At 67.2% G+C, this 21,309-nt stretch carries 19 protein-coding genes; 7 read left to right on the top strand and 12 right to left on the bottom strand.

What is annotated here, in order from left to right; all coding sequences use genetic code 11:
- Window positions 1-8: 8 nt before the first annotated feature.
- The 6 genes from purF to QZ853_RS00995 all read right to left on the bottom strand — a co-directional run bounded on the left by purF (window position 9) and on the right by QZ853_RS00995 (window position 7,778).
- Window positions 9-1,475: an amidophosphoribosyltransferase gene (gene purF / locus QZ853_RS01020; RefSeq protein ID WP_295570019.1), complete on the bottom strand. Its 1,467-nt coding sequence runs from the start codon at window positions 1,473-1,475 to the stop codon at window positions 9-11.
- A 30-nt stretch (window positions 1,476-1,505) separates the two neighbouring features.
- Complete coding sequence (locus tag QZ853_RS01015; protein WP_295570017.1) at window positions 1,506-2,267, bottom strand: CvpA family protein; 762 nt, start codon at window positions 2,265-2,267, stop codon at window positions 1,506-1,508.
- 43 nt (window positions 2,268-2,310) lie between these two features.
- Entirely contained in the window at window positions 2,311-3,345 is a 1,035-nt protein-coding gene (locus QZ853_RS01010; protein ID WP_295570016.1) for an SPOR domain-containing protein, read from the bottom strand.
- Window positions 3,346-3,426: 81 nt separating this feature from the next.
- On the bottom strand, window positions 3,427-4,698 hold the full coding sequence (gene folC / locus QZ853_RS01005; protein ID WP_295570014.1) for a bifunctional tetrahydrofolate synthase/dihydrofolate synthase: 1,272 nt from the start codon (window positions 4,696-4,698) through the stop codon (window positions 3,427-3,429).
- Window positions 4,699-4,739: 41 nt separating this feature from the next.
- Window positions 4,740-5,384, bottom strand: coding sequence for a histidine phosphatase family protein (locus QZ853_RS01000; RefSeq protein WP_295570013.1), 645 nt, complete (start codon window positions 5,382-5,384; stop codon window positions 4,740-4,742).
- 228 nt (window positions 5,385-5,612) lie between these two features.
- Window positions 5,613-7,778 carry a S46 family peptidase gene (locus QZ853_RS00995; RefSeq protein WP_295570011.1) on the bottom strand — a complete coding sequence of 722 codons (2,166 nt, stop codon included), beginning with the start codon at window positions 7,776-7,778 and terminating at the stop codon, window positions 5,613-5,615.
- Window positions 7,779-8,004: 226 nt separating this feature from the next.
- Between QZ853_RS00995 and tdh the strand changes: the two genes are divergently transcribed.
- On the top strand, window positions 8,005-9,027 hold the full coding sequence (gene tdh / locus QZ853_RS00990) for an L-threonine 3-dehydrogenase (protein ID WP_249844903.1): 1,023 nt from the start codon (window positions 8,005-8,007) through the stop codon (window positions 9,025-9,027).
- Window positions 9,028-9,217: 190 nt separating this feature from the next.
- Here the strand turns inward: tdh and QZ853_RS00985 are convergent, their stop codons facing one another.
- On the bottom strand, window positions 9,218-9,910 hold the full coding sequence (locus QZ853_RS00985) for a TorF family putative porin (protein WP_295570010.1): 693 nt from the start codon (window positions 9,908-9,910) through the stop codon (window positions 9,218-9,220).
- Between the two features lie 198 nt (window positions 9,911-10,108).
- On the opposite strand from QZ853_RS00985, the gene kbl reads away from it, so the two are divergent.
- A complete protein-coding gene (gene kbl / locus QZ853_RS00980; protein WP_295570009.1) occupies window positions 10,109-11,317 on the top strand; it encodes a glycine C-acetyltransferase in 1,209 nt (402 codons plus the stop codon).
- An 87-nt stretch (window positions 11,318-11,404) separates the two neighbouring features.
- Here the strand turns inward: kbl and QZ853_RS00975 are convergent, their stop codons facing one another.
- The 4 genes from QZ853_RS00975 to QZ853_RS00960 all read right to left on the bottom strand — a co-directional run bounded on the left by QZ853_RS00975 (window position 11,405) and on the right by QZ853_RS00960 (window position 14,465).
- On the bottom strand, window positions 11,405-11,740 hold the full coding sequence (locus tag QZ853_RS00975) for a hypothetical protein (RefSeq protein WP_295570008.1): 336 nt from the start codon (window positions 11,738-11,740) through the stop codon (window positions 11,405-11,407).
- An 85-nt stretch (window positions 11,741-11,825) separates the two neighbouring features.
- Window positions 11,826-12,548, bottom strand: coding sequence for a pseudouridine synthase (locus QZ853_RS00970; RefSeq protein WP_295571116.1), 723 nt, complete (start codon window positions 12,546-12,548; stop codon window positions 11,826-11,828).
- A 104-nt stretch (window positions 12,549-12,652) separates the two neighbouring features.
- Complete coding sequence (locus tag QZ853_RS00965; protein ID WP_295570006.1) at window positions 12,653-13,159, bottom strand: hypothetical protein; 507 nt, start codon at window positions 13,157-13,159, stop codon at window positions 12,653-12,655.
- Between the two features lie 217 nt (window positions 13,160-13,376).
- Window positions 13,377-14,465 (bottom strand): OmpA family protein, encoded by a 1,089-nt coding sequence (locus QZ853_RS00960; RefSeq protein WP_295570004.1) that lies wholly within the window; start codon window positions 14,463-14,465, stop codon window positions 13,377-13,379.
- Window positions 14,466-14,811: 346 nt separating this feature from the next.
- On the opposite strand from QZ853_RS00960, the gene QZ853_RS00955 reads away from it, so the two are divergent.
- From QZ853_RS00955 to QZ853_RS00935, 5 genes are all read left to right on the top strand, one after another.
- Entirely contained in the window at window positions 14,812-15,831 is a 1,020-nt protein-coding gene (locus QZ853_RS00955) for a zinc-binding alcohol dehydrogenase family protein (protein ID WP_295570002.1), read from the top strand.
- Window positions 15,832-15,943: 112 nt separating this feature from the next.
- The gene (locus QZ853_RS00950) at window positions 15,944-16,588 is read left to right on the top strand and encodes a hypothetical protein (protein ID WP_295570000.1); all 645 of its coding nucleotides are present in this window, start codon (window positions 15,944-15,946) and stop codon (window positions 16,586-16,588) included.
- A 102-nt stretch (window positions 16,589-16,690) separates the two neighbouring features.
- Window positions 16,691-18,721: an NADPH-dependent 2,4-dienoyl-CoA reductase gene (locus QZ853_RS00945; RefSeq protein WP_295569998.1), complete on the top strand. Its 2,031-nt coding sequence runs from the start codon at window positions 16,691-16,693 to the stop codon at window positions 18,719-18,721.
- Window positions 18,722-19,017: 296 nt separating this feature from the next.
- Window positions 19,018-19,476, top strand: coding sequence for a cell wall hydrolase (locus tag QZ853_RS00940; protein WP_025878087.1), 459 nt, complete (start codon window positions 19,018-19,020; stop codon window positions 19,474-19,476).
- Window positions 19,477-19,560: 84 nt separating this feature from the next.
- Window positions 19,561-20,172 carry a glutathione S-transferase N-terminal domain-containing protein gene (locus QZ853_RS00935; RefSeq protein WP_295569996.1) on the top strand — a complete coding sequence of 204 codons (612 nt, stop codon included), beginning with the start codon at window positions 19,561-19,563 and terminating at the stop codon, window positions 20,170-20,172.
- 58 nt (window positions 20,173-20,230) lie between these two features.
- Here QZ853_RS00935 and QZ853_RS00930 read toward each other — a convergent pair whose 3' ends face one another.
- The gene (locus QZ853_RS00930; RefSeq protein WP_295569994.1) at window positions 20,231-21,286 is read right to left on the bottom strand and encodes a suppressor of fused domain protein; all 1,056 of its coding nucleotides are present in this window, start codon (window positions 21,284-21,286) and stop codon (window positions 20,231-20,233) included.
- Window positions 21,287-21,309: the final 23 nt, after the last annotated feature.

Below are 21,309 nucleotides of genomic sequence, written 5' to 3'. Positions count from 1 at the left end.
CCTGGACCTCAGGCGCGGCGCTTGTGCTTGGCGTCGTCCGAACGCAGCTGCTGGATGCGCTCGAAGTAGCCCGGTTCGATACCGGTCGGATAGTGGCCGTTGAAGCAGGATGAATCGAAGCTGTGCAGCGCCGGATTGCCCTCGCTCACCGCCGCTTCCATGTCTTCCAGGTCCTGGTAGATCAGCCAGTCGCAGCCCAGGTACGCTTCGATCTCTTCCACGGTGCGGTTGTGCGCAACCAGCTCTTCGGCGGCCGGCATGTCGATGCCGTAGATGTTCGGGTAACGCACCGGCGGTGCGGCGCTGGCCAGGTACACCTTGCGCGCACCCGCGTCGCGGGCCATCTGCACGATCTGCTGGCTGGTGGTACCGCGCACGATCGAGTCATCCACCAGCAGCACCACGCGGTTGCGGAACTCCAGGTGGATCGGGTTGAGCTTGCGACGCACCGACTTCACCCGCTCACCCTGTCCCGGCATGATGAAGGTACGGCCGATGTAGCGGTTCTTGATGAAGCCTTCGCGGTACTTCACCCCGAGCACGTTGGAGATCTCCAGCGCGGCATCGCGCGAGGTATCCGGGATCGGGATGATGGTGTCGATGTCGTGGTCCGGCCGGAGGCGCAGGATCTTCTCGCCCAGCTTGATGCCCATGCGCATGCGCGCCTTGTGCACCGAGACGTTGTCGATCATCGAGTCCGGACGCGCGAAGTACACGTACTCGAAGATGCACGGGGTGTGCTCGGCCGGCTCGGCGCAGATTTCCGAGAACAGCTCGCCACGCGCGGTGATCACCAGCGCTTCGCCCGGCTGCACGTCACGCACGCGCTGGAAGCCCAGCACGTCCAGCGCGGCCGACTCCGACGCGACGATGTATTCATCGCCCTCGGCATGGCTGCGCTTGCCCAGCACCAGCGGACGGATGCCATGCGGATCGCGGAAGGCGACCAGGCCCAGGCCCAGCACCACGCTGACCACGGCGTAGCCGCCCTTGCAGCGGCGGTGCACGCCGGCCACCGCACGGATCGCGGCCTCCGGGCTGAGCTGGCGCTGCTGCTCCAGTTCATAGGCGAACACGTTCAGCAGCACTTCGCTGTCCGAATCGGTATTGACGTTGCGGCGGTCCTGCTCGAACACCTGCTGGCGCAGCACCTCGGTGTTGATCAGGTTGCCGTTGTGGGCCAGCGCGATGCCGTACGGCGAATTGACATAGAACGGCTGTGCCTCGTCCATGCCTTCCGAGCCCGCGGTCGGGTAGCGCACATGGGCGATGCCGACGCTGCCTTCCAGGGTGGACATGGTGCGCGCATCGAACACATCGCGGACCAGGCCGGTGGCCTTCTGCACCCGCAGGCGGCTGCCGTTGACCGTGGCGATGCCCGCCGCGTCCTGGCCGCGATGCTGGAGGACGGTCAAGCCGTCATACAACTGCCCGGCGACGTTCTGGTTGCCGACGATTCCGACGATGCCACACATGGTGCGAGGTCTCCGCTGGGCTGTGCCCAGTTACAAGGAAGGTGGCCGTACCTGGCCGGGGATCCCGCCCGCGTCAGACGCGGGCCGGGCCGGGCGCACGGGCGCCGGCTCAATATTGCTGGGCAGTGCGGGGGCCCGTCCGGGCTCCGGCTCCACGCTCACGGGCTGCGGCCATCCACCGCCCGCCACTACCTGGTTGAGAACGCCATTATCGCCTGTGACCGACGGCTTGCCCAACTCCTGCTGTGGAGATGGGGCATCCTCGGCCAGAGGCAAGGGCAGCCCCTGCGGCAGCAGCGCCTGCAACGGCAGCGCCGGCGGCAGCACGTCATCCAGCTGCGGCAGCTGCGCCTGCATCCACGCCACGGCGGGCTGCAGCATCGGGCGCAACTGGGACTGCTGCCACGCCGGCTCGCCCGGCAACGCGGTGAAGCCGGCCAGCAACAGCACAACGCTGGCGAAGAATACGCCACGGACCGCGCCCAGTGCGCCGCCCAGCAGGCGGTCGACGCCGCCGAGCAGGGTCAGCTTGATCACTGCCTTGAGCAGCAGGCCGATCAGGCCGACCAGCACCACGGTGGCCACGAAGACGCCGAGATAGCCGGCCAGATAGTGACCACTGCCCGGCAACTGCGGTGCGGCCCACCAGTGCGACGCCTGGTTGCCGAAGGTGAACGCGGCCCAGCCGGCCAGCAGCCAGGACACCAGCGCAACAACCGTGCCAACGAACCCGCGGATGAAACCAAACAGGGCGGACGCGCCGATCAGCACGCCCAGCACGATATCGATCACGCGACCCGCTCCTGCCTTCGACAGCGGCGGACAGCGCGCCCGATCACGGGTGCGGTCGGACCATGCCGGCGACGCCGACCTTGGCCGCAACCTGCGCCTTCAGCTGCTCGGCATCGGCGCGGTTGGCCACCGGCCCGACACGGACGCGATGCAGGGTGCCCTTTTCAGTGCGCACCTGCTCGACGAAGGCGCTGAAGCCGGCGGCACGGACCTTGTCACGCAGCGCGTTGGCATCGTTGGCCTGGCCGAATGCACCCAGCTGCACGGCGAAGCCGACACCGCTGGCGGCAGGGGCGGCCGGCGTGACCGGTGCCGTCGCCGGCTTGCTGGCGGCGGCGTCCGGCTTCGGCTCGGGCTTCGGCGCCTCCGGCTTCACTGCCGGCTTCGACGGATCCGGCCGGGTGGCCGGGCTGGTGGTCGCGGTCGGCGTGCTCGGCGGCAGGCTTTCGCTGTGCACCGGGTTGCCGTTGGCCGACGGTGCGGTCGCGGCGGCCGGGGTGCTGGCCGTCGGGGCCGTCGTGGCTGCAACTGCGGCATCGCTGCCCGCCGCCGCATCCAGTGCAATGACTTCGGCCTTCACATCAGCGCGGATCTTCACCGCCTGCAGGCGAGCCGCTTCCGCCTGGGCACGATCGGCATAGGGTCCGACGCGCACTCGCCAAGCCTGGCGGCCGTTGATGGTGGCCGTCTCGGTGAAGCCGGGCAGCTGCGAACGCTTCAGGTAGGCGATCACTGCATCGGCGTCGGCCTTGCTGCCATAGGCACCGAAGGTGACCGCGTAGTTGCCGGCGGCGACTGCGGGCGAGGTATCGACGGTCGGCGGCGTGGCCGGCGCGGCCGCATCCGGAACCGGCTTGGCCTGGCCGCTCTGCAGGCCGGTGGCGCCACCGGCCGGGGCGACCAGCGGCAGCTCGCGGGTTTCAAACTGGCCATCGGCCGGTGCATCCGGCGCGGCGATCGGCACATTGGCCACGCCGCTGTCCGGTGCCGGACCCTTGACCAGCATCGGCAGGAAAATCACGGCCAGCGCCACCAGCACGATGGCACCAATCAGACGCTGTTTCAGAGGCGTATCCACGTGAGGCGGGCAACTGTCCGGAGGTTGCGGTCGATTATACGGGTGCCGGACCGCACGGCGTCGGCGTTGGCTGAACGCGGATCAGGCGGCGTTCTGCAGCCACTGCAGGGCCGCGGCCGCGGTATGGAAGGACCCGAACACCAGCACGCGATCGCCCCGCTCTGCCTTCGACAGCACCTGCGCCAGCGCCTGCTCGACGCTGTCGGCCTGCTCCGCGCTGGCAGCGGCGGTCGCGGCCAGGCGCGCCTGCAGCTGGCTGGCACTCTGCCCACGCGGGCCATCCAGCCCCGCCAGGGTCCACTCGCCCACCACGTCCTGCAGCGCCTGCACCACGCCCACCGCGTCCTTGTCCTGCAGCGCGGCATACACCGCAAGCGTGCGGCCGGCCGACGCTTCGGACTTCAGTGCACGCGCCAGCTGAGCGGCCGCCTGCGGGTTGTGACCGACGTCGACGCGGATCTGCACGCCGTCGCGCTCGAACGCCTGCAGGCGGCCGGAAATGCGTGCCGCCGCGACGCCCGCGGCCCACGCCGCACGCGGCACCGGCTTGTCCAGCGCGCGCAGTGCGGCGATGGCGGCACCGGCATTGGCCAGCTGGATCGGGCCGGCCAGCGCCGGGGTCGGCAGTTCCATGCGCAGGCCAACATCGCGCCAGCGCCAACGCTGCGCATCGATCGGCTCGTAGAAGTAGTCGCTGCCGCCACGGATCGCGTTAGCCCCCACCAGGTAGGCACGCGCCAGCACGCTCGAAGGCGGGTCGGTCTCGCCCAGGATCACCGGCTTCCAGCCGCGGATGATGCCGGCCTTCTCGGTACCGATGGCTTCACGGTCCTCGCCCAGCCATTCGGCATGGTCGATGTCCACGGTGGTGATCACCGCGACATCGGCGTCGATGATGTTGACCGCATCCAGGCGGCCGCCCAGGCCCACTTCCAGCACCGCCAGGTCCAGCCCGGCGTCGGCGAACAGCTGAAGCGCGGCCAGCGTGCCGTACTCGAAATAGGTCAGCGTGGTTTCGCCGCGTGCGGCTTCGACCGCATGGAACGCGGCGACGAGCGCCGAGTCGTCCACATCCTGGCCATCGATGCGCACGCGCTCGTTGTAGCGCAGCAGGTGCGGCGAGGTGTAGGCCCCGACCTTCCAGCCCGCGGCGCGTGCGATGGCTTCGATGAAGGCCACGGTGGAACCCTTGCCGTTGGTGCCACCGACCACGATGGTGCGCTGGGCCGGCACGCCCAGGCCCATCGCCGTGGCAACGGCGCGCACGCGCTCAAGGCCCATGTCGATGGTCGCCGGGTGCTGGCGTTCAATGTAGTCCAGCCAATCGGCCAGGGTGGTCGGGGTGTTCGTCACGGCAGCGGTTCCAGCAGAAGCAGTTGATGCAAGGGGATGGATCAGAGGGCGCGGTGCTTGGCTTCGCCGAAGAACGGCGTGTGGTGGGCGCAGTCGTTCAGGCGCACCACTTCCAGGCTGTCCAGGTCGGCACCTTCAAGCAGGTTGAGCGTGGTCGGTGCCTGGCGGAAGGTCCACAGCCGCGACAGCGGCAGCCCCAGCACCTTGCACAGGATCACGCGGTTGACCGCGTCGTGGGCGACCACCAGCAGGGTGTCGTGCTCGCCGAGACCTTCGCTGGCGCGGGCCAGGCCACGCCAGCTGCGCTCCAGCACCAGGCGCAGCGATTCGCCGCCGGGCATCAGCACGGTATCGGGTTCCTCGCGCCAGGCCTTCAGGCGCGACGGGTCTTTTTCGTTGATCTCGCTGGCCAGCAGGCCTTCCCACTCACCGTGGGCGATTTCCTGAAGTTCCGGTTCGGTCAGCAGCATGTCGGCACGTGCGGTACCAAGCGCCAGCTGCGCAGTGCGCTGCGCGCGCGACAGCGGCGAGGCGACGGCACGGGTGATGTCGACCGAGGCCAGCCGGGCACCCAGTGCCTGGGCCTGGGCCTCACCGATCGGCGAAAGCGGAATATCGATCTGGCCCTGGTAGCGGCCTTCGGCGTTCCACGGCGTTTCGCCGTGGCGGGCAAGCAGGATGCGCATGCGTGCAAGGGGTCCTGGGGGAGGAGGTTCCCGCGTTTCGTTCACATCCTGTGAAGTGCGCGGAACAGGGATGATACCTGTTCGGCGCACCCGGCCGGGCCGGGCATGAAAAAACCCCGCGACGCGGGTCGCGGGGTTTCAGTCAGGGTTGCTGGCCAGCGGCCGGCACTACCGTCCGGCAGCAGATCCGCGCTATGCGTGGATAGACAGCCAGCGACCGCAAACGGATCATTTCGCCAGGTTCAGTTCCTTCAGCAGCTCCGGAGCCGGCGCCACTTCCTGCATGATCCACTGCATGTAGCGGCTGTCGACCGAGATCATGCGGGTCATCACGGGGTCGAACACCCAGTTGGAGCTGACCGACTCCCAGTTGCCGTCGAAGGCCAGGCCGACCAGCTTGCCGTTGGCGTCCAGCACCGGCGAACCGGAGTTGCCACCGGTGATGTCCAGGTTGGACAGGAAGTTCACCGGCACCGAGCCGATGCGCTTGTCTTCCAGGCCACCGTAACGCTTGGCCTTCACCGCATCGAGCAGCGCCTTGGGCGCATCGAACGGGTCCACGCCGGTGTCCTTTGCCACGATGCCTTCCAGCGTGGTGAACGGGGTGTAGGCCACGCCGTCCTTGGGCTCATAGCCCATGACGTTGCCGAAGGTGATGCGCAGCGACAGGTTGGCATCCGGGTACACGAACTCGCCCTGGCTCTTCTTGTAGTCGGCCAGTGCCTGCAGGTACAGCGGGCGCGCGGTGAGCGATTCGCCCTCGCGGATCTTCTTCTGCTCTTCCTGCTTCAGCAGCGACGGCATGATCGCCACCGCGTACTGGATCGCCGGATCGCTGCTGGCTTCGAACGCAGCGCGGTCGGCCTTGAACCACTTCAGGCGCGCGTCCAGGCTGCCCAGCTCGGTGCCCGAAAGCTTGGTGACCAGCGCCTTGACCGCGTTGGCATCGCTGCCGCCCAGCCAGGTATTGAGCACTTCATTGTTGCGCTGTGCGGCCGGCAGGGCGACGTACTGGTCCAGCCAGTAGGTCTGCAGCTGCTGGTCCATCTTCGCCACGTAGCGGCGGTCCATCTGCTTCAGGCCGCCTTCCAGGGTCGGCAGGTCGCGCTGCTGGTAGCCGACTTCGCGCTCGGCATCCGGCTTGGCGCGCTCGATCGACAGGCGGTACAGGCTGATGGCGGCACTGACTGCCTGCGTGTTGTTGAACTGGCCAACAAACAGGTCACGCTCGCGGGTGGCCTTGCTGGTGTCTAGGTGCTTGACCAGCTGCGCGTGCGCGGCCAAGGCCGGCTTGCCGGCGGCGCCCTGCTTCTTCAGCCAGGCCAGCACGGCCGCTTCTTCCGCCTGCTTCTGGCCGGCCGCGTCGATGCGCTTGAAGCCTTCCAGCTGGCCCGAGTAGTTCTTGGCCACATTGTTCATGCTGGCCGCAGTGGCGGCGTACTTCACCTTGACGTCGGCGTCGGCCTTGCCGGCCTCGTCGATCATCTTCAGCACCGCATTGTAGTGGCGGGCAATGGTCGGGTAGGTCCAGTTGGCGGTTTCGTTGAACTCACCGGCCAGCGCATAGCGGTTGGTGCGACCCGGGTAACCGGCCACCATCACGAAGTCACCGGCACCCAGCGGCTGGTCGGTGAACTTCAGGAAGTGCTTGGGCTGGTACGGCACGTTGTCGGCCGAGAACGCCGCCGGCTTGCCGTCCCTGCCGACGTAGGCGCGGTAGAACGAGAAGTCGCCGGTGTGGCGCGGCCACATCCAGTTGTCGACGTCGCCGCCGTACTTGCCGACGCTGCCCGGGGGCGCGTAGACCAGGCGCACGTCCTTGATTTCCATGTTGCGGAACAGGCGGTAGGTGTTGCCGCCGGAGAAGGTGTACAGGCGGCAGCGGAAGCCGTCCTCGGCTTCGCAGGCGGCCACCTGGGCCTTGTCGAAGGCGTCCAGCGCGCGGCTGCGGGCCAGCGGATCGTTGCCGGCGGCAGCAATCGCGGCCTTGGCCTGTGCGGTGACGTCGGTGATCTGGTCCAGCACGTAGACGCGGGCATTCGGGCCGGCGCTCAGTTCATCGCTGTGCTTCGGGGCGTTGAAGCCGTCCTTGATCAGGTTCTTCTGCGCGGTCGAATTCAGCTGGATGGCGCCATAGGCGCAGTGGTGGTTGGTGACCACCAGGCCCTGCGGCGAGACGAAGCTGGCGGTGCAGCCGCCAAGGGCGACTACCGCGCCCATCGGGTCGCCGGTCAGGTTGGACAGCTGTTCCGGGGATAGCTTCAGGCCGGCCTTCTGCAGCGGGCCGGCGATTTCCGGCAGCTGCTGCGGCACCCACATGCCTTCAGCGGCATGGGCGACCTGGGCCAGCCCGAGGCTGGCGACGATGGAGAATGCAAGCAGGTTCGAGCGCATGGAGCGGCCCCTGGTAGTGGAACCCCCGATTGTAGCCCGCCGCCCTGCCCCGGCCCGAACCCCGGAAGTCATGGCCCGGCGAGCGCGACAGCGCCGTTCGAAACGCCCGCCGGGGCACGCCTTTCGTTCCGCCATTGCACCCGCAGCGCAACATGGGAAATCCGCGCAGCACCCTATAATCCGCGTTTTCCCCCTGATGAGTTCCACCCCGATGGCGCAGCAAACGATGAAGGCCCTGGTCAAGCGCGAAGCGGCCAAGGGCATCTGGCTGGAAGAAGTTCCGGTGCCGACCCCGGGCCCGAACGAGGTCCTGATCAAGCTCGAGAAGACCGCGATCTGCGGCACCGACCTGCACATCTACCTGTGGGACGAGTGGAGCCAGCGCACCATCAAGCCGGGCCTGACCATCGGCCACGAGTTCGTCGGCCGCGTCGCCGCGCTCGGCTCGGCGGTGACCGGCTACGAGATCGGCCAGCGCGTCTCGGCCGAAGGCCACATCGTCTGCGGCCATTGCCGCAACTGCCGTGGCGGCCGCCCGCACCTGTGCCCGAATACCGTCGGCATCGGCGTCAACGTCAATGGCGCCTTCGCCGAGTACATGGTGATGCCGGCCAGCAACCTGTGGCCGATCCCCGACCAGATCCCGTCGGAGCTGGCCGCATTCTTCGACCCGTACGGCAACGCCGCGCATTGCGCGCTGGAGTTCGACGTGATCGGTGAAGACGTGCTGATCACCGGTGCCGGCCCGATCGGCATCATCGCGGCAGGCATCTGCAAGCACATCGGTGCGCGCAACGTGGTGGTGACCGACGTCAACGACTTCCGCCTGAAGCTGGCCGCCGACATGGGCGCCACCCGCGTGGTCAACGTCGCCAACCAGTCGCTGAAGGACGTGATGAAGGAACTGCACATGGAGGGCTTCGATGTGGGCCTGGAAATGAGCGGCAACCCGCGCGCGTTCAACGACATGCTCGACTGCATGTACCACGGCGGCAAGATCGCAATGCTCGGCATCATGCCCAAGGGCGCCGGCTGCGACTGGGACAAGATCATCTTCAAGGGCCTGACCGTGCAGGGCATCTACGGCCGCAAGATGTACGAGACCTGGTACAAGATGACCCAACTGGTGCTGTCCGGCTTCCCGCTCGGCAAGGTGATGACCCATCAGCTGCCGATCGACGAATTCCAGAAGGGCTTCGACCTGATGGAAGAAGGCAAGGCCGGCAAGGTGGTTCTGAGCTGGAATTGATTCATCGTGGCTTCGCCACGTTGAATCCGCGCAGGTTTCCTTATCCCCGCGCCTTCGGCGCGCTTCCTTGAACAACAAGGGGGCTCTTCCCGAGATAGGATCAAGGACACTGCGGAACTGAAAAAGGCGCCCGATGGGCGCCTTTTTCGTAAAGCGTGCCAGGCAAGCCTGGCACCTACCGAAGCAAGGGTTATTTGCCGATGGCCACGGTCAGCAGCACGCGGCTGTGCGCCAGCTTGCCGGAGTTGTAGCGGCCATCGCTGTCAGTGCCGTAGTAGCCCAGGCCGACGTTGAACAGGCCGAACTGGCGGCTGACGCCGACGTTCCAGTCGGTGTAGTCCTTGGCCAGGCCCTTTTCAAAGCTGCTGCGGCCGACATTGGCATTGAGGGTGAAGTCGCGCGGCAGGCCCCACTGGCCACCGACACCGTAGTACCAGCCGTCGGTACCGCTGTTCCACTGATCGTTGGTGTAGGCCACGGTCAGCTTGTAGGTCTCATCCAGCGTGGTGGTGGTAATCAGCTCGTTGTAGTTCAGGCTGCTGGCACCGAGGTAGGTATAGCGGTTCAGCAACACGTCGAAGTTGACGCGCGGGGTGACGTCCACGCCGTAACCGATCTGGTAGTCGACCTCGGTGTTCGGGTCGCCCGGACCGAAGTCCACGCCCGAACCCCATACACCGGCGTACAGGCCGACCGGCGAGGTGTAGGTGAAGCCGGCCTGCAGGGTCGGCTTTTCATCGGTCTGCGAGACACCACGGAACAGGTAGTCCGACACGGCGGTGACGTTCCAGCTGTACGGAGATTCGTTGTCCTGGGCACTGGCCGCGAATGGCGCGAGGGTCAGGGCGGCGGCAATGGCGAGGCAGGCACGGGCGTGCTTCATGGGCGTCTCCGAGGGGGCGGGGGGCGGAAATGGCGAGCAGGTAACCGGTGCCAGACAGGCGCGGTTCACGAATTTTTAACCCGTTTGCTATTGCGATGCAACATGTGCCGGCAGTGGCGGCGCCCTGCCCGGCCCGGTTGGTGGCCATCGTTGCCCGGTAGAATCAACGGTTTCCCCGTGCTGAGCCGTGCCCACGCCATGACCGACGCCTCCTCCGCCCTGACCCGCCACTACGCCGAGGAACTGGACGCCATCCGCGCCCAGGGCCTGTTCAAGTCCGAACGGATCATCACCAGCCCGCAGTCGGCCGAGATCACCCTCGACGACGGCCGCAAGGTGCTGAACTTCTGCGCCAACAACTACCTGGGCCTGGCCGACCACCCCGACCTGATCCAGGCCGCCAAGGATGCACTGGATACCCACGGCTTCGGCATGGCGTCGGTGCGCTTCATCTGCGGCACCCAGGACCTGCACAAGCAGCTGGAAAAGCAGATCTCCGACTTCTTCGGCAAGCAGGACACGATCCTGTACGCGGCCTGCTTCGATGCCAACGGCGGCCTGTTCGAGCCGCTGCTTGGCGAGAACGACGCGATCATTTCCGATGCGCTGAACCACGCCTCGATCATCGACGGCGTGCGCCTGTGCAAGGCCAAGCGCTTCCGCTACGCCAACTGCGACATGGCCGACCTGGAAGCGCAGCTGCAGGCCGCCGACGCCGCCGGCTGCAAGACCAAGCTGATCACCACCGACGGCGTGTTCTCGATGGACGGCTTCATCGCCCCGCTGGACGAGATCACCGCGCTGGCGAAGAAGTACAACGCACTGGTGCACATCGACGAATGCCATGCCACCGGCTTCCTCGGCGCCACCGGCCGCGGCTCGGCCGAAGTGAAGGGTGTGCTGGAGAAGATCGACATCATCACCGGCACCCTGGGCAAGGCCATGGGCGGTGCGCTGGGTGGCTTCACCTGCGCCAGCGCCGAGGTGATCGAACTGCTGCGCCAGCGTTCGCGCCCGTACCTGTTCTCCAACTCGCTGCCGCCGCACGTGGTCGCCGCCGGAATCAAGGCGTTCGAGATGCTGGCCGCCGCCGATGACCTGCGCGGCACACTGGCAGAGAACACCGCCTACTTCCGGGAGAAGATGACCGCTGCCGGCTTCGACGTGAAGCCCGGCGTGCACCCGATCAGCCCGGTGATGCTGTACGACGCACCGCTGGCCCAGAAGTTTGCCGAGCGCCTGCTGGAAGAAGGGATCTATGCGATTGGCTTCTTCTTCCCGGTGGTGCCCAAGGGCCAGGCGCGCATCCGCACCCAGATCAGCGCGGCGCACAGCCGCGAGCATCTGGATCGCGCGATCGATGCGTTCACCCGCATCGGCGTCGAGCTGGGCGTGATCAAGGCCTGATCATGCGGGGGTCGGGTCCCTTTCCTGCGGGAAAGGGCTCTGACCCCACCGTTCAAGGCGCGCCGACCCAGGCCGGCACGACAGGCGTCACTTCTTTTTCTTCTTGCCCTTCGGCTCGTCCTTGCTGGCCACCACCACCGGCTGAGCGGGAGGGGTCTGTCCGTTGCCCTTGGCCACGCGGATGCCGTTGGCCTTCATCCAGGCATCAAACTCGTCGGCGGTCATCTTCTTGTCGCCGTTGCTCATCAGGAAGCGATAGCTACCGCGACCATCCAGTTCCGGGGTCTTCACTTCCACCACCGGGGTTTCGGCCGGGGTTTCCGCTTTGGCCACCTTCTTGTGGCCACCACAGGCCGACAGCAACAGCATCGGCAGCAACAGGCCTGCGCAGCGCAGGGTTTGGTTGAGGGTCGGGCGATACATGGGCAGGCTCCGTTCGGGAAGTTCAACAACCAGACGCCCCCTACGCCTGGAACGGTGACCGGCAGCTGCCGGCCGCGGGCGATGATCAGCCCGTTGCAGCGGCCCCCAGCCGCTGCTGGTCGCTGACCTCCAGCACCCGCCACTGGCCCTTGCCGAGATCGCCGAGCAGCAGCCCACCGATCGCGACCCGGACCAGGCGCAGCACCTGCAGGTCGAAGGCCGCCAACAGGCGGCGGATGTGGCGGTTGCGGCCCTCGTCGAGGACGACCTCCAGCCACGCGGTCTTGTCGCCGCTGCGCAGCACGTGCACGGCCTGGGCAACGAGGAACTCGCCCTCGTCCTCCACCCCGGCCTGCAGCGCCGCCAGGGTGCCGTCGTCGGGCAGGCGATCAACCTGCACGTGATAGGTCTTCTGCGGACCGGTTTCCGGATCGGTCAGGCGCGCGGCCCATTGCGGGTCATTGCTGAACAGCAACAGCCCCTCGCTGGCCTTGTCCAGGCGCCCGACCGGTGCGATCCACGGCAGGCCAGCGCCATCGAAGCAGCGGTATACAGTGTCGCGGCCACGCTCGTCCTGCACGGTGGTCACCACCCCGCGCGGCTTGTTGAGCATCAGGTAAAGGCGCTGCGGCGCGCCCAACGGCTGGCCGTCCACCTCGATCGGTGGCGCCGGCTGTGCAATCGGAAACTCGGGGTCACGGACGATGCGCCCGGACACGCGTACGCGGCCCTCGGCGATCCAGCGCGCGGCCTCGCTGCGCGAGCACACGCCGGCCTTGGACAGCACGCGCGCCAAGCCATGACGCACGCCGGTGGAGACGTCCGGGTTCGCACGCCCACGCGATGCGTGGGAGCGGGCGGCGGGGGCAGCAGGTGGGCGGCGCGTGCGCAAGCCTCTGCTCCCCGCGCGACTTACTTCTTCTCGCCCGGCTTGGTCTCAGCCGGTGCTTCGGCGGCGGCCGGGGCGGCAGCGGGTGCAGGACGGGCCTTGACCACACGCACACCGCGCGCCTTCATCCAGGCGTCGAATTCTTCGGCGGTCATGCGCTTGCCGTTCTGGCTCATGTCGAAGCGCCACGGCGTGTTGTCGAACTCGGTCTGCGGCTTGTACGCCGCCGGATCGTTCGGCTTCACCGCCGGCGCGCTCGGAATGGCCTTGGCGATGTTCTGGCAACCGTCGATGCGCAGGCGCTGCAGCACCTGGTCCAGCGACTGCGACGGATCGTAGTTGCCGCTCAGCACGCCGGCCGGCATGCCCAGCTGGTTGCTGCGGATGTACAGCTCGTCGGCCACCGGTGCGATGGTCGTGGCGGGCAACGGCAGCGGCGAGGCGCTGGTGTTGACCGAGCAATCGACCGCAGCGTGGGCGGCAGGAATCAGGGCCAGCGCCAGGACGGCGGCCGATGCAGAGCGCAGCATGATGGGCATCCAGGAAAGGAAGTGACGCGGCGAGTTTAGCAATGCCGCGACAGCTTTCAAGCGCCACTTTCAATGAATACGGCAACTCATTGGTTTCATGAGCAAAATGCCGACGAACGGTGATGCCGCAGGCGCATTTTCAACCTTCAGGCCGCCCAAACAACAAGACCCGGCCGAAGCCGGGTCTTGCAGTGTCTTACGGGCGGAGCGTCAGAACTCAGTTCTGGACGTTCAGCTCGGTACGACGGTTCTTGGCGCGACCTTCCGGGTTGTCCGAACCATCCGGGTTGGTGTTCGGAGCAATCGGACGGCTCTCGCCGTAGCCGATCGGGCCGACCAGGCGACCGGCGTCAACGCCGTTCTTGGTCAGGTAGTTGTACACGGCGGTAGCACGACGCTCCGACAGCTTCTGGTTGTAAGCGTCGGTACCCTTCGAGTCGGTGTGACCGGCGACTTCAACGCGCAGATCCGGGTAACGCTTCAGGATCTCGGTGGCTTCGCTCAGGATCGCCACGGCGTCCGGACGCAGGTTCGACTTGTCGAAGTCGAAGTTCACGCCCTTCAGGTCGATGGAGACCGGCACCGGGCAACCGTCCGGACCGATGGTCTGACCCGGCTGCGAGTTCGGGCACTTGTCGTCGCAGTTGTTGACGCCGTCACCGTCGTCATCCAGGTCGGCGCAGCTCGGGGCAACCGGAGCCGGAGCCGGAGCAGCCGCGACCGGAGCCGGGCCCAGCGGGATCACGACGCCGACCGAAGCCAGCACGTCGCCGAACCAGCTTTCGTCGCGTGCAGCGATGCTCTGGTCGTCGAAATCAGCGCGGTAGGCGACTTCGGCGCGAACAGCAACGCGCTTCTCGAAGGTGGTCTGCAGACCGACGCCGACCTTGGCGGCAACGTTGCCGTCCTTGCGCTTACCCGGGCCAGCAGCGCTCAGCGGGTAGGTTTCTTCCGACTTCTGGTAGCCCAGGCCACCCAGGATGTACGGGTTCCAGCCGCGGCCTTCCTTGATGAAGTGGCGACGCAGGTCCAGCGAAACGCCGTACTGCGACCAGTTCTGGTCCTTGTTCGCGTCGAAGTTCGGGTTCTGGTAGTTCAGCTCACCGTCCAGCGACCAGTTCGGGCTGATGAACTTGCCCAGGCCCAGGGTCACGAACGGAGCGTCATTGGTCAGACGGTCGCTGTCCTGGAAGTTGAAGCCGGCCGAACCGGTCAGGTACCAGCGGTCATCGAACTCCTGCGCGGAGGCAGCCTGGGCGAAAGCCAGACCACCCAGCAGCGCGGCAGTAAGGATCTTCTTGTTCATTGAGTACAGCTCCTATTTCGGGGGTATGAAACCGGTAGAGGCATGGGCCAGCACTACTGCGTCGATGTTCGACAGCCGATTCAGCACGCCACCGCCGCGAACATTATGCTCAGGCGGGTGAAGGTCATGTTAACAGTCCCGTAACATGTGAAGTGATGTGCCCGACCCTCCACCGGTCCGACGTTGAAACCCTATACAGGATGATGAAAATCCGCAAGACCCTCACGCTGTAAGGGTTTGACGGGATTTAAGTGCGGAATGCGACATATTGCGCCAAGGCAGTTCAGCGCATTTGCTGAAACATGAGGAACCTTATGATGAGGACACGAACCCAGCCGGAGCCCTGATGAAAGCTGTCGCCCTGAGTCGTGAATCCGCCCCCGCCCTGTGCGATATGCACCTGCCGCCGCCACTGCCTCCCAGTGGTCGCGATTTGCTGATCCGGGTCGAGGCGATCTCGGTCAACCCGGTCGACGGCAAGCAGCGTGCCGCCACCGATCCGATCGCGCTCGATGCCCCCCGTGTGCTCGGCTGGGACGCTGCCGGTGTGGTCCAGGCAATCGGCGACGAGGCCTGCCTGTTCGCCTCCGGTGACGAGGTCTATTACGCCGGGGATGTCACCCGTTCGGGCTGCAATGCGCAGTACCAGCTGGTCGACGAACGCTTGGTGGCACGCAAGCCGACTACGCTGGATTTCGACGAAGCCGCCGCACTGCCACTGACCACGCTCACGGCATGGGAGCTGTTGTTCCAGCGCATGCCGCTGCAGCTGGATGAACGCCGCCATGCAGGCCAACGGCTGCTGGTGATCGGTGGCGCCGGCGGCGTCGGCTCGATGGCGATCCAGCTCGCCCGCCACGCCGGCTTCGAGGTGATCGCCACGGCCTCGCGTGATGCCTCGATCGACTGGTGCCGGCGAATGGGCGCACAGCACGTCATCGACCATCGGCAGCCCCTGCTGCCCCAGCTGCAGGCACTCGGCATCGATGCGGTGCAGGTCGCGCTCAACCTGGCCGACACCGACCATTACTGGGAAGAACTGGGCCAGGTGCTGGCGCCGCAGGGCCATGTCGGGCTGATCGTCGAGCCGCGTGGTGCGCTGCGCATCGGCGACCCCTACAAGGCCAAGTGCATCGGCATCCACTGGGAATTCATGTTCGCGCGCGCGCGCTTCGCCACCGCCGACCGCATCGAGCAGCACCGCATCCTCAGCCGTGCGGCCAGCATGATCGACGCCGGCCAGCTGCGCGGCACGCTGAGTGAAACGCTGGGCACGATCACGGCCGCCAATCTGGACATCGCGCATCAGCGCCTGGCCAGCGGGCGAACGCTCGGAAAGCTGGCCTTGGCCGGCTGGGATGATTGACGCAGGCGCGTGCGCCCCTGCCTGTGCGGGCAGATTGGCTGCCATCTGTATCTATTGAAGCAGCCCATTCGGGATTACGGTGGCAACAGCCCCCCCTCCCCCGAGCGCCGTCATGCCCACCGCCCTGCCCCTGCGCCTGCTGCAACTGATCACCGGCCTGTTCCTGTACGGCTTCGGTGCCTCGCTGATGATCCGTGCCGCAATCGGCGTGGCGCCGTGGGATGTTCTCTCGCAGGGCATCGCTGCACAGACACCGCTGTCCTTCGGCCTGGCCACCAATGTGATCGGTGCGCTGGTGCTGCTGTTGTGGTGGCCGCTGCGGCAGAAGCCTGGCGTGGGCACCGTGCTGAACGTGCTGCTGATCGGCCCGTCCGCGCAGTTCGGGTTGTGGCTGCTGCCGCCAGCCGTCGGCCTGGGCTGGCAGCTGGCGATGTTCTGCGGGGGCATGCTGCTGGTTGCGCTGGCCACCGGCCTGTATATCGGCGCCCGGCTCGGCCCCGGCCCGCGCGACGGCCTGATGACCGGCCTGCACGCCCGCACCGGCTGGCCGATCTGGAAGGTGCGCAGCCTGATCGAAGGCAGCGTGCTGCTGCTGGGCTGGTGGTTGGGTGGCAACGTCGGTGTCGGCACCCTGGTCTTCGCCCTGTCGATTGGGCCGCTGTGCGGGGTGACCCTGGGCTGGTTCGGGATTGGCCGACCGCTGCCGGCGGGTCGCACCGGGCCATGCCCGGCGGGCGCGCAGCGCGGCCACGGATAGCCGCGTCGCCGGACGTGGCCCGGCGCTACCGATTCGCCAGCCCCTTGCCCCGGCCGCCGTTTCCCGGCACGCTTCGCGCTTCCGTACGCAAGCGTATCGACCATGTCGCCAGCCAACGAAAGCGCCTATCCTCACCTGTTCGCCCCGCTGGACCTGGGCTTCACCCAGCTGCGCAATCGCGTCCTGATGGGGTCGATGCACACCGGCCTGGAAGATCGCGCCCGCGACTTCCCGCGGCTGGCAGCCTACTTCGCCGAGCGCGCCGAGGGCGGCGTCGGCCTGATCGTCACCGGCGGCTTCGCGCCGAACGTGGTGGGCTGGCTGAAGCCGTTCGGCGGCAAGCTGTCCTGGCCCTGGGAAGTGCGCCCGCACCGGCAGCTGACAGCGGCCGCGCACCAGCACGGTGCGAAGATCTGCCTGCAGCTGCTGCATGCCGGCCGCTATGCCTATCATCCGCTCTCGGTGGCACCGTCAAGGCTGAAGGCGCCGATCAACCCGTTCACCCCGCGCGCGCTGTCGGCCAGCGGCGTCGAACGCCACATCGCCGACTACGCGCGCAGCGCCAAGCTGGCCCGCGAGGCCGGCTACGACGGCGTGGAAGTGATGGGCTCGGAGGGCTACCTCATCAACGAGTTCATCGCCCCGCGCACCAACAAGCGCTCTGACCGGTGGGGTGGCGACGCCGGCCAGCGCATGCGCTTCGCGGTGGAGATCGTGCGCCGCATCCGCGAGACCTGTGGCTCGGACTTCATCATCATCTACCGCCTGTCGCTGGTCGACCTGGTCGAGGACGGGAGCAACTGGGAGGAGATCGTGCAGCAGGCTCAGGCGATTGAAGCCGCCGGCGCGACGATCATCAACTCCGGCATCGGCTGGCATGAAGCGCGCATCCCGACCATCGCCACCTCAGTGCCGCGCGCGGCATTTGCCGGCGTCACCGCCAAGCTCAAGCCGCATGTAACGCTGCCACTGGTGGCGACCAACCGCATCAACATGCCCCAGGTGGCCGAGCGCATCCTGGCCGATGGCGGCGCCGACATGGTATCGCTGGCGCGCCCGCTGCTGGCCGATCCGCAGTGGCCGAACAAGGCGCGCGCTGGCCGCGCCGAGGCGATCAATACCTGCATCGCCTGCAACCAGGCCTGCCTGGACCACGTATTCGAGAACAAGCTGGCCAGCTGCCTGGTCAATCCGCGCGCCGCGCACGAGACCGAGCTGGTCTACCGCCCCACCACTACGCCGAAGAGGATTGCGGTGGTCGGTGCCGGTCCGGCCGGGCTGGCCTGCGCCACGGTCGCTGCCGAGCGCGGCCACCAGGTCACCCTGTTCGATGCCAACGAGGAGATCGGCGGCCAGTTCAACGTGGCCAAGCGCATCCCGGGCAAGGAAGAGTTCTACGAGACCCTGCGCTACTTCCGATACAAGCTGGCTGAGACCGGCGTGCAGCTGCGCCTGGGCACCCGTGCCGACGCGACCAGCCTGGCCGGCTTCGATCATGTGGTGCTGGCCACCGGCATCACCCCGCGCAGGGTCGACTTCCCCGGCGCCGACCATGCAAAGGTGGTCAGCTATCTGGACGTGCTGCTGGGCCGGGTCGAGGTGGGCGCCAGTGCGGCGATCATCGGCGCCGGTGGCATCGGCTTCGACGTCGGAGAGTTCCTCAGCCACGTTGGCGAGTCGCCGTCGCTGGACCCGCAGCGCTGGATGGCCGAATGGGGCGTGGACAGCCGCTTTGAAGCGCGTGGCTCGCTGGCGAAACCGCAGGCCGAGGTCTCGCCGCGACGGCTGTGGCTGCTGCAGCGCAGCCCGGGCAAGCCCGGCGCGCGGCTGGGCAAGACCACCGGCTGGATCCACCGGGCCACGCTGAAGGCCAAGGGCGTGCGCATGCTCGGCGGTGTCGAGTATCTGGGCGTGGACGACGAGGGCCTGCGCATCCGCGTCGAGGGCAGCGAACAGCGGCTGCCGGTCGACCACGTGGTGGTATGCGCCGGGCAGGAACCGAACCGCGCGCTGCAGGCCGAGCTGCAGGCCGCTGGCATCGACGCGCAGCTGATCGGCGGCGCCGATGTGGCGGCCGAACTGGATGCCAAGCGGGCCATCGACCAGGGCAGTCGCGTCGCCGCCGCGCTCTGATGAGGACCTGAATGGGCGACGGAATTGTGATTTCCGTCACCCCTTCTGAACCTGAATGTCAAGCCGGACGGTTCATGATGTGTTCGGCTATTCCCCCCTACCTTGCGCCATCTTCCGCTCACCAGCCAGTTTCCGGTGAGCCGGCGCGGCCCCCTCGATCGGTATTGATCGTTTCTTTTGGGGCCGCCCACGGGGCGGCCCCGATGGCCGCCTCCCCATGACGCCAAGTCGTGCCCCGGCCCGCAGCCCCCGCTGCGGGATCCCCGAAGTGCGGCCCATACGGAGCAAGGAGTTATATGAAACTGGCCTGGATTCTCTGGCTGTCGCAGTTGTTGCCGCAGCCGGCCGCTGATTCATTGTGTTTGAGCACCACCGTGTACCTGGAAGCCCGCGACCAGACCCTGCGTGGCCAGCAGGCCGTCGCCGAGGTCGCCTTGCGCCGCCTCGACAGTGGCCTGTGGGGCGACTCGATGTGCCAAGTGGTCACCGCGCGCAAGCAGTTCGCACCGACCATCGTCTCCCCCGGTACCCAGCTGGGCAATGACGCGGCCTGGAGCGAGGCGATGGACGTGGCCTTCGACGCCGAGCGCAACTGGGCGCTGCCGGCGGGCGAGCGCCGCGAGATCGTGCCCGGTGCCAGCCATTTCGCCGCGCTGGCGATCGCCAGCCCGAACTGGCGCAACGCCTACCAGGTGGCCACCATCGGCGATCACACCTTCTACAAGGTGCAGAACCTCAAGCCGCGGCAGTCGTAACGATCCGTGCTGGCGGCAGCGTTGCCGCCTGCCGGCAGGCTCTGGGATAGTGGGCGCTTCCCGCCCGCATCACCTGGAGTTCCCATGAAGCTGTACAGCAAGCCCGGTGCCTGTTCCACCGCCGACCACATCGCCCTGCAGTGGACCGGCCAGCCGTTCGAGGTCGAACTGCTGAACAAGGACACCCTGAAGGGTCCGGAATTCCTCAGGATCAATCCGGCCGGTGCGGTACCCGCACTGGTGGACGGCGACTTCGTGCTGCTGCAGAACGCCGCGATCATGGGCTATATCGCCGACAGCTTCCCGCAGGCCGGCCTGGCAGGTGACGGCAGCCCGCGCCAGCGCGCCGAAGCCACCCGCTGGCTCGCCTTCGTCAATTCCGATGTGCACCCGGCGTTCTCGCCGTTGTTCGCGCCGGGCAAGTTCATCGCCGACGAAGGCCAGTACGACGCCATCCGGGCCGCCGCGCACAAGCGCCTGCGCAGCCTGTTCGAGACCGCCGACAAGCAGTTGGCCGACAAGCCTTGGCTGGCCGGCTTCCGCAGCTACGCTGACCCGTACTTCTACATCACCCTGCGCTGGGCTGCCGGCACCAAGGTCGACCTGTCCGGCCTGGACAACCTGGCCGCCTACAAGGCGCGTATGGACGTCGACGCCGGCGTGCAGGCCGCGCTGAAGGCTGAAGGCCTGGCCTGAGGCTTGGCTGGGGTCGGCGCCGTTGGCGTGGCGAACGGATCCGACCCCATCTTCGCCATCAACCGATCTGCCGGATCACTTCGCCCTTGGCGTCACGCAGGCAGGTCGGCACCACTTCAAAGTGCAGCGCTGCGGATACCGGATAAGTGCCACGCTCGGCACGCACGCCGGCCAACGCCTGCAATCCGGCCTCGTCAAGCGGCCAGTGCGCGCGGTCCGTCCCCACCTCAGCGGTTTCCCCGGCTGCGGGCGGCGTGAACTCCCAGTGGCGCTCGCGGCTGGCGAGCTCCAGCGACTTGCCGTGGCGCAGCCGCAGCGGCAGCAGCTCGCAGACGCTTGGCACCTGCCCGGCGCCAAGCACCAGCGTGGTCACGCCCGCCTGCTGCCGCCAGTCCAGCGTCTCGATGAACAGCATGCCGGTACTCGAACCCTCACGCTGGCTGCCCGCCTGCATCTGCCCGGCCAGCGCCGGATCGTCCAGCAGGTTGCCACGATGCAGGTCGCTGATCCACAGCGGCATCGCCGGCAGCAATGCCTGCAGCACGCCGCGCGTCGACCAGCGCTTGACCGCCTCCATCTCTTGGTCGGTCAGGCCCACCAGCTGCAGGAACTGCAGGTGGCCATTGGCGGTATCGCGCGCAGGCAGCTGCGGATCGGCAATGAACGCCAGATGGCACAGGCGCGTGTCGGTCTCCAGCGCGATCGGGCCGTTGGCATTGAGATGGTGGCCGTCCTCGAACACGTTGCCGCTGCTGAACACGTAGCGCGCCAGGTTCTGCAGCAGGTTCATCGGCCACACCGGCGGGGTGCTGTCCGCGCGCTCGCCGGCCTCGGCCGCCAGCCGGAAAGTCAGCTCGAAACCATAGCCGCTGATGGCAGGGTCATCGCTCTCCTTGGCGTACAGCTCGGAGAAGCCATAGGTAATGTAGTGCCAATGCGGCACTGGCGCGTCCGCCCAGTACACGCTGATGCCATCAAGCGGATCCTGCCCCCCCAGCGTGTACGGCAGCGCGGTGCCGAAATGACGGGGTTCCTGGCCAGCGTACAACGGGGCAAGCGCCGCGTTGATCGCGTCCCAGCCGGGGGTATCGGTATCGTCGTGGTCGTCCTGCACACGGGACTCCTTGCGGGGAAGTG

Source organism: uncultured Stenotrophomonas sp., assembly GCF_913778665.1.
Lineage (GTDB): Bacteria > Pseudomonadota > Gammaproteobacteria > Xanthomonadales > Xanthomonadaceae > Stenotrophomonas.
Note: the sequence above shows the minus strand (reverse complement) of the source record. Positions and strands in the feature narration are given on the sequence as shown.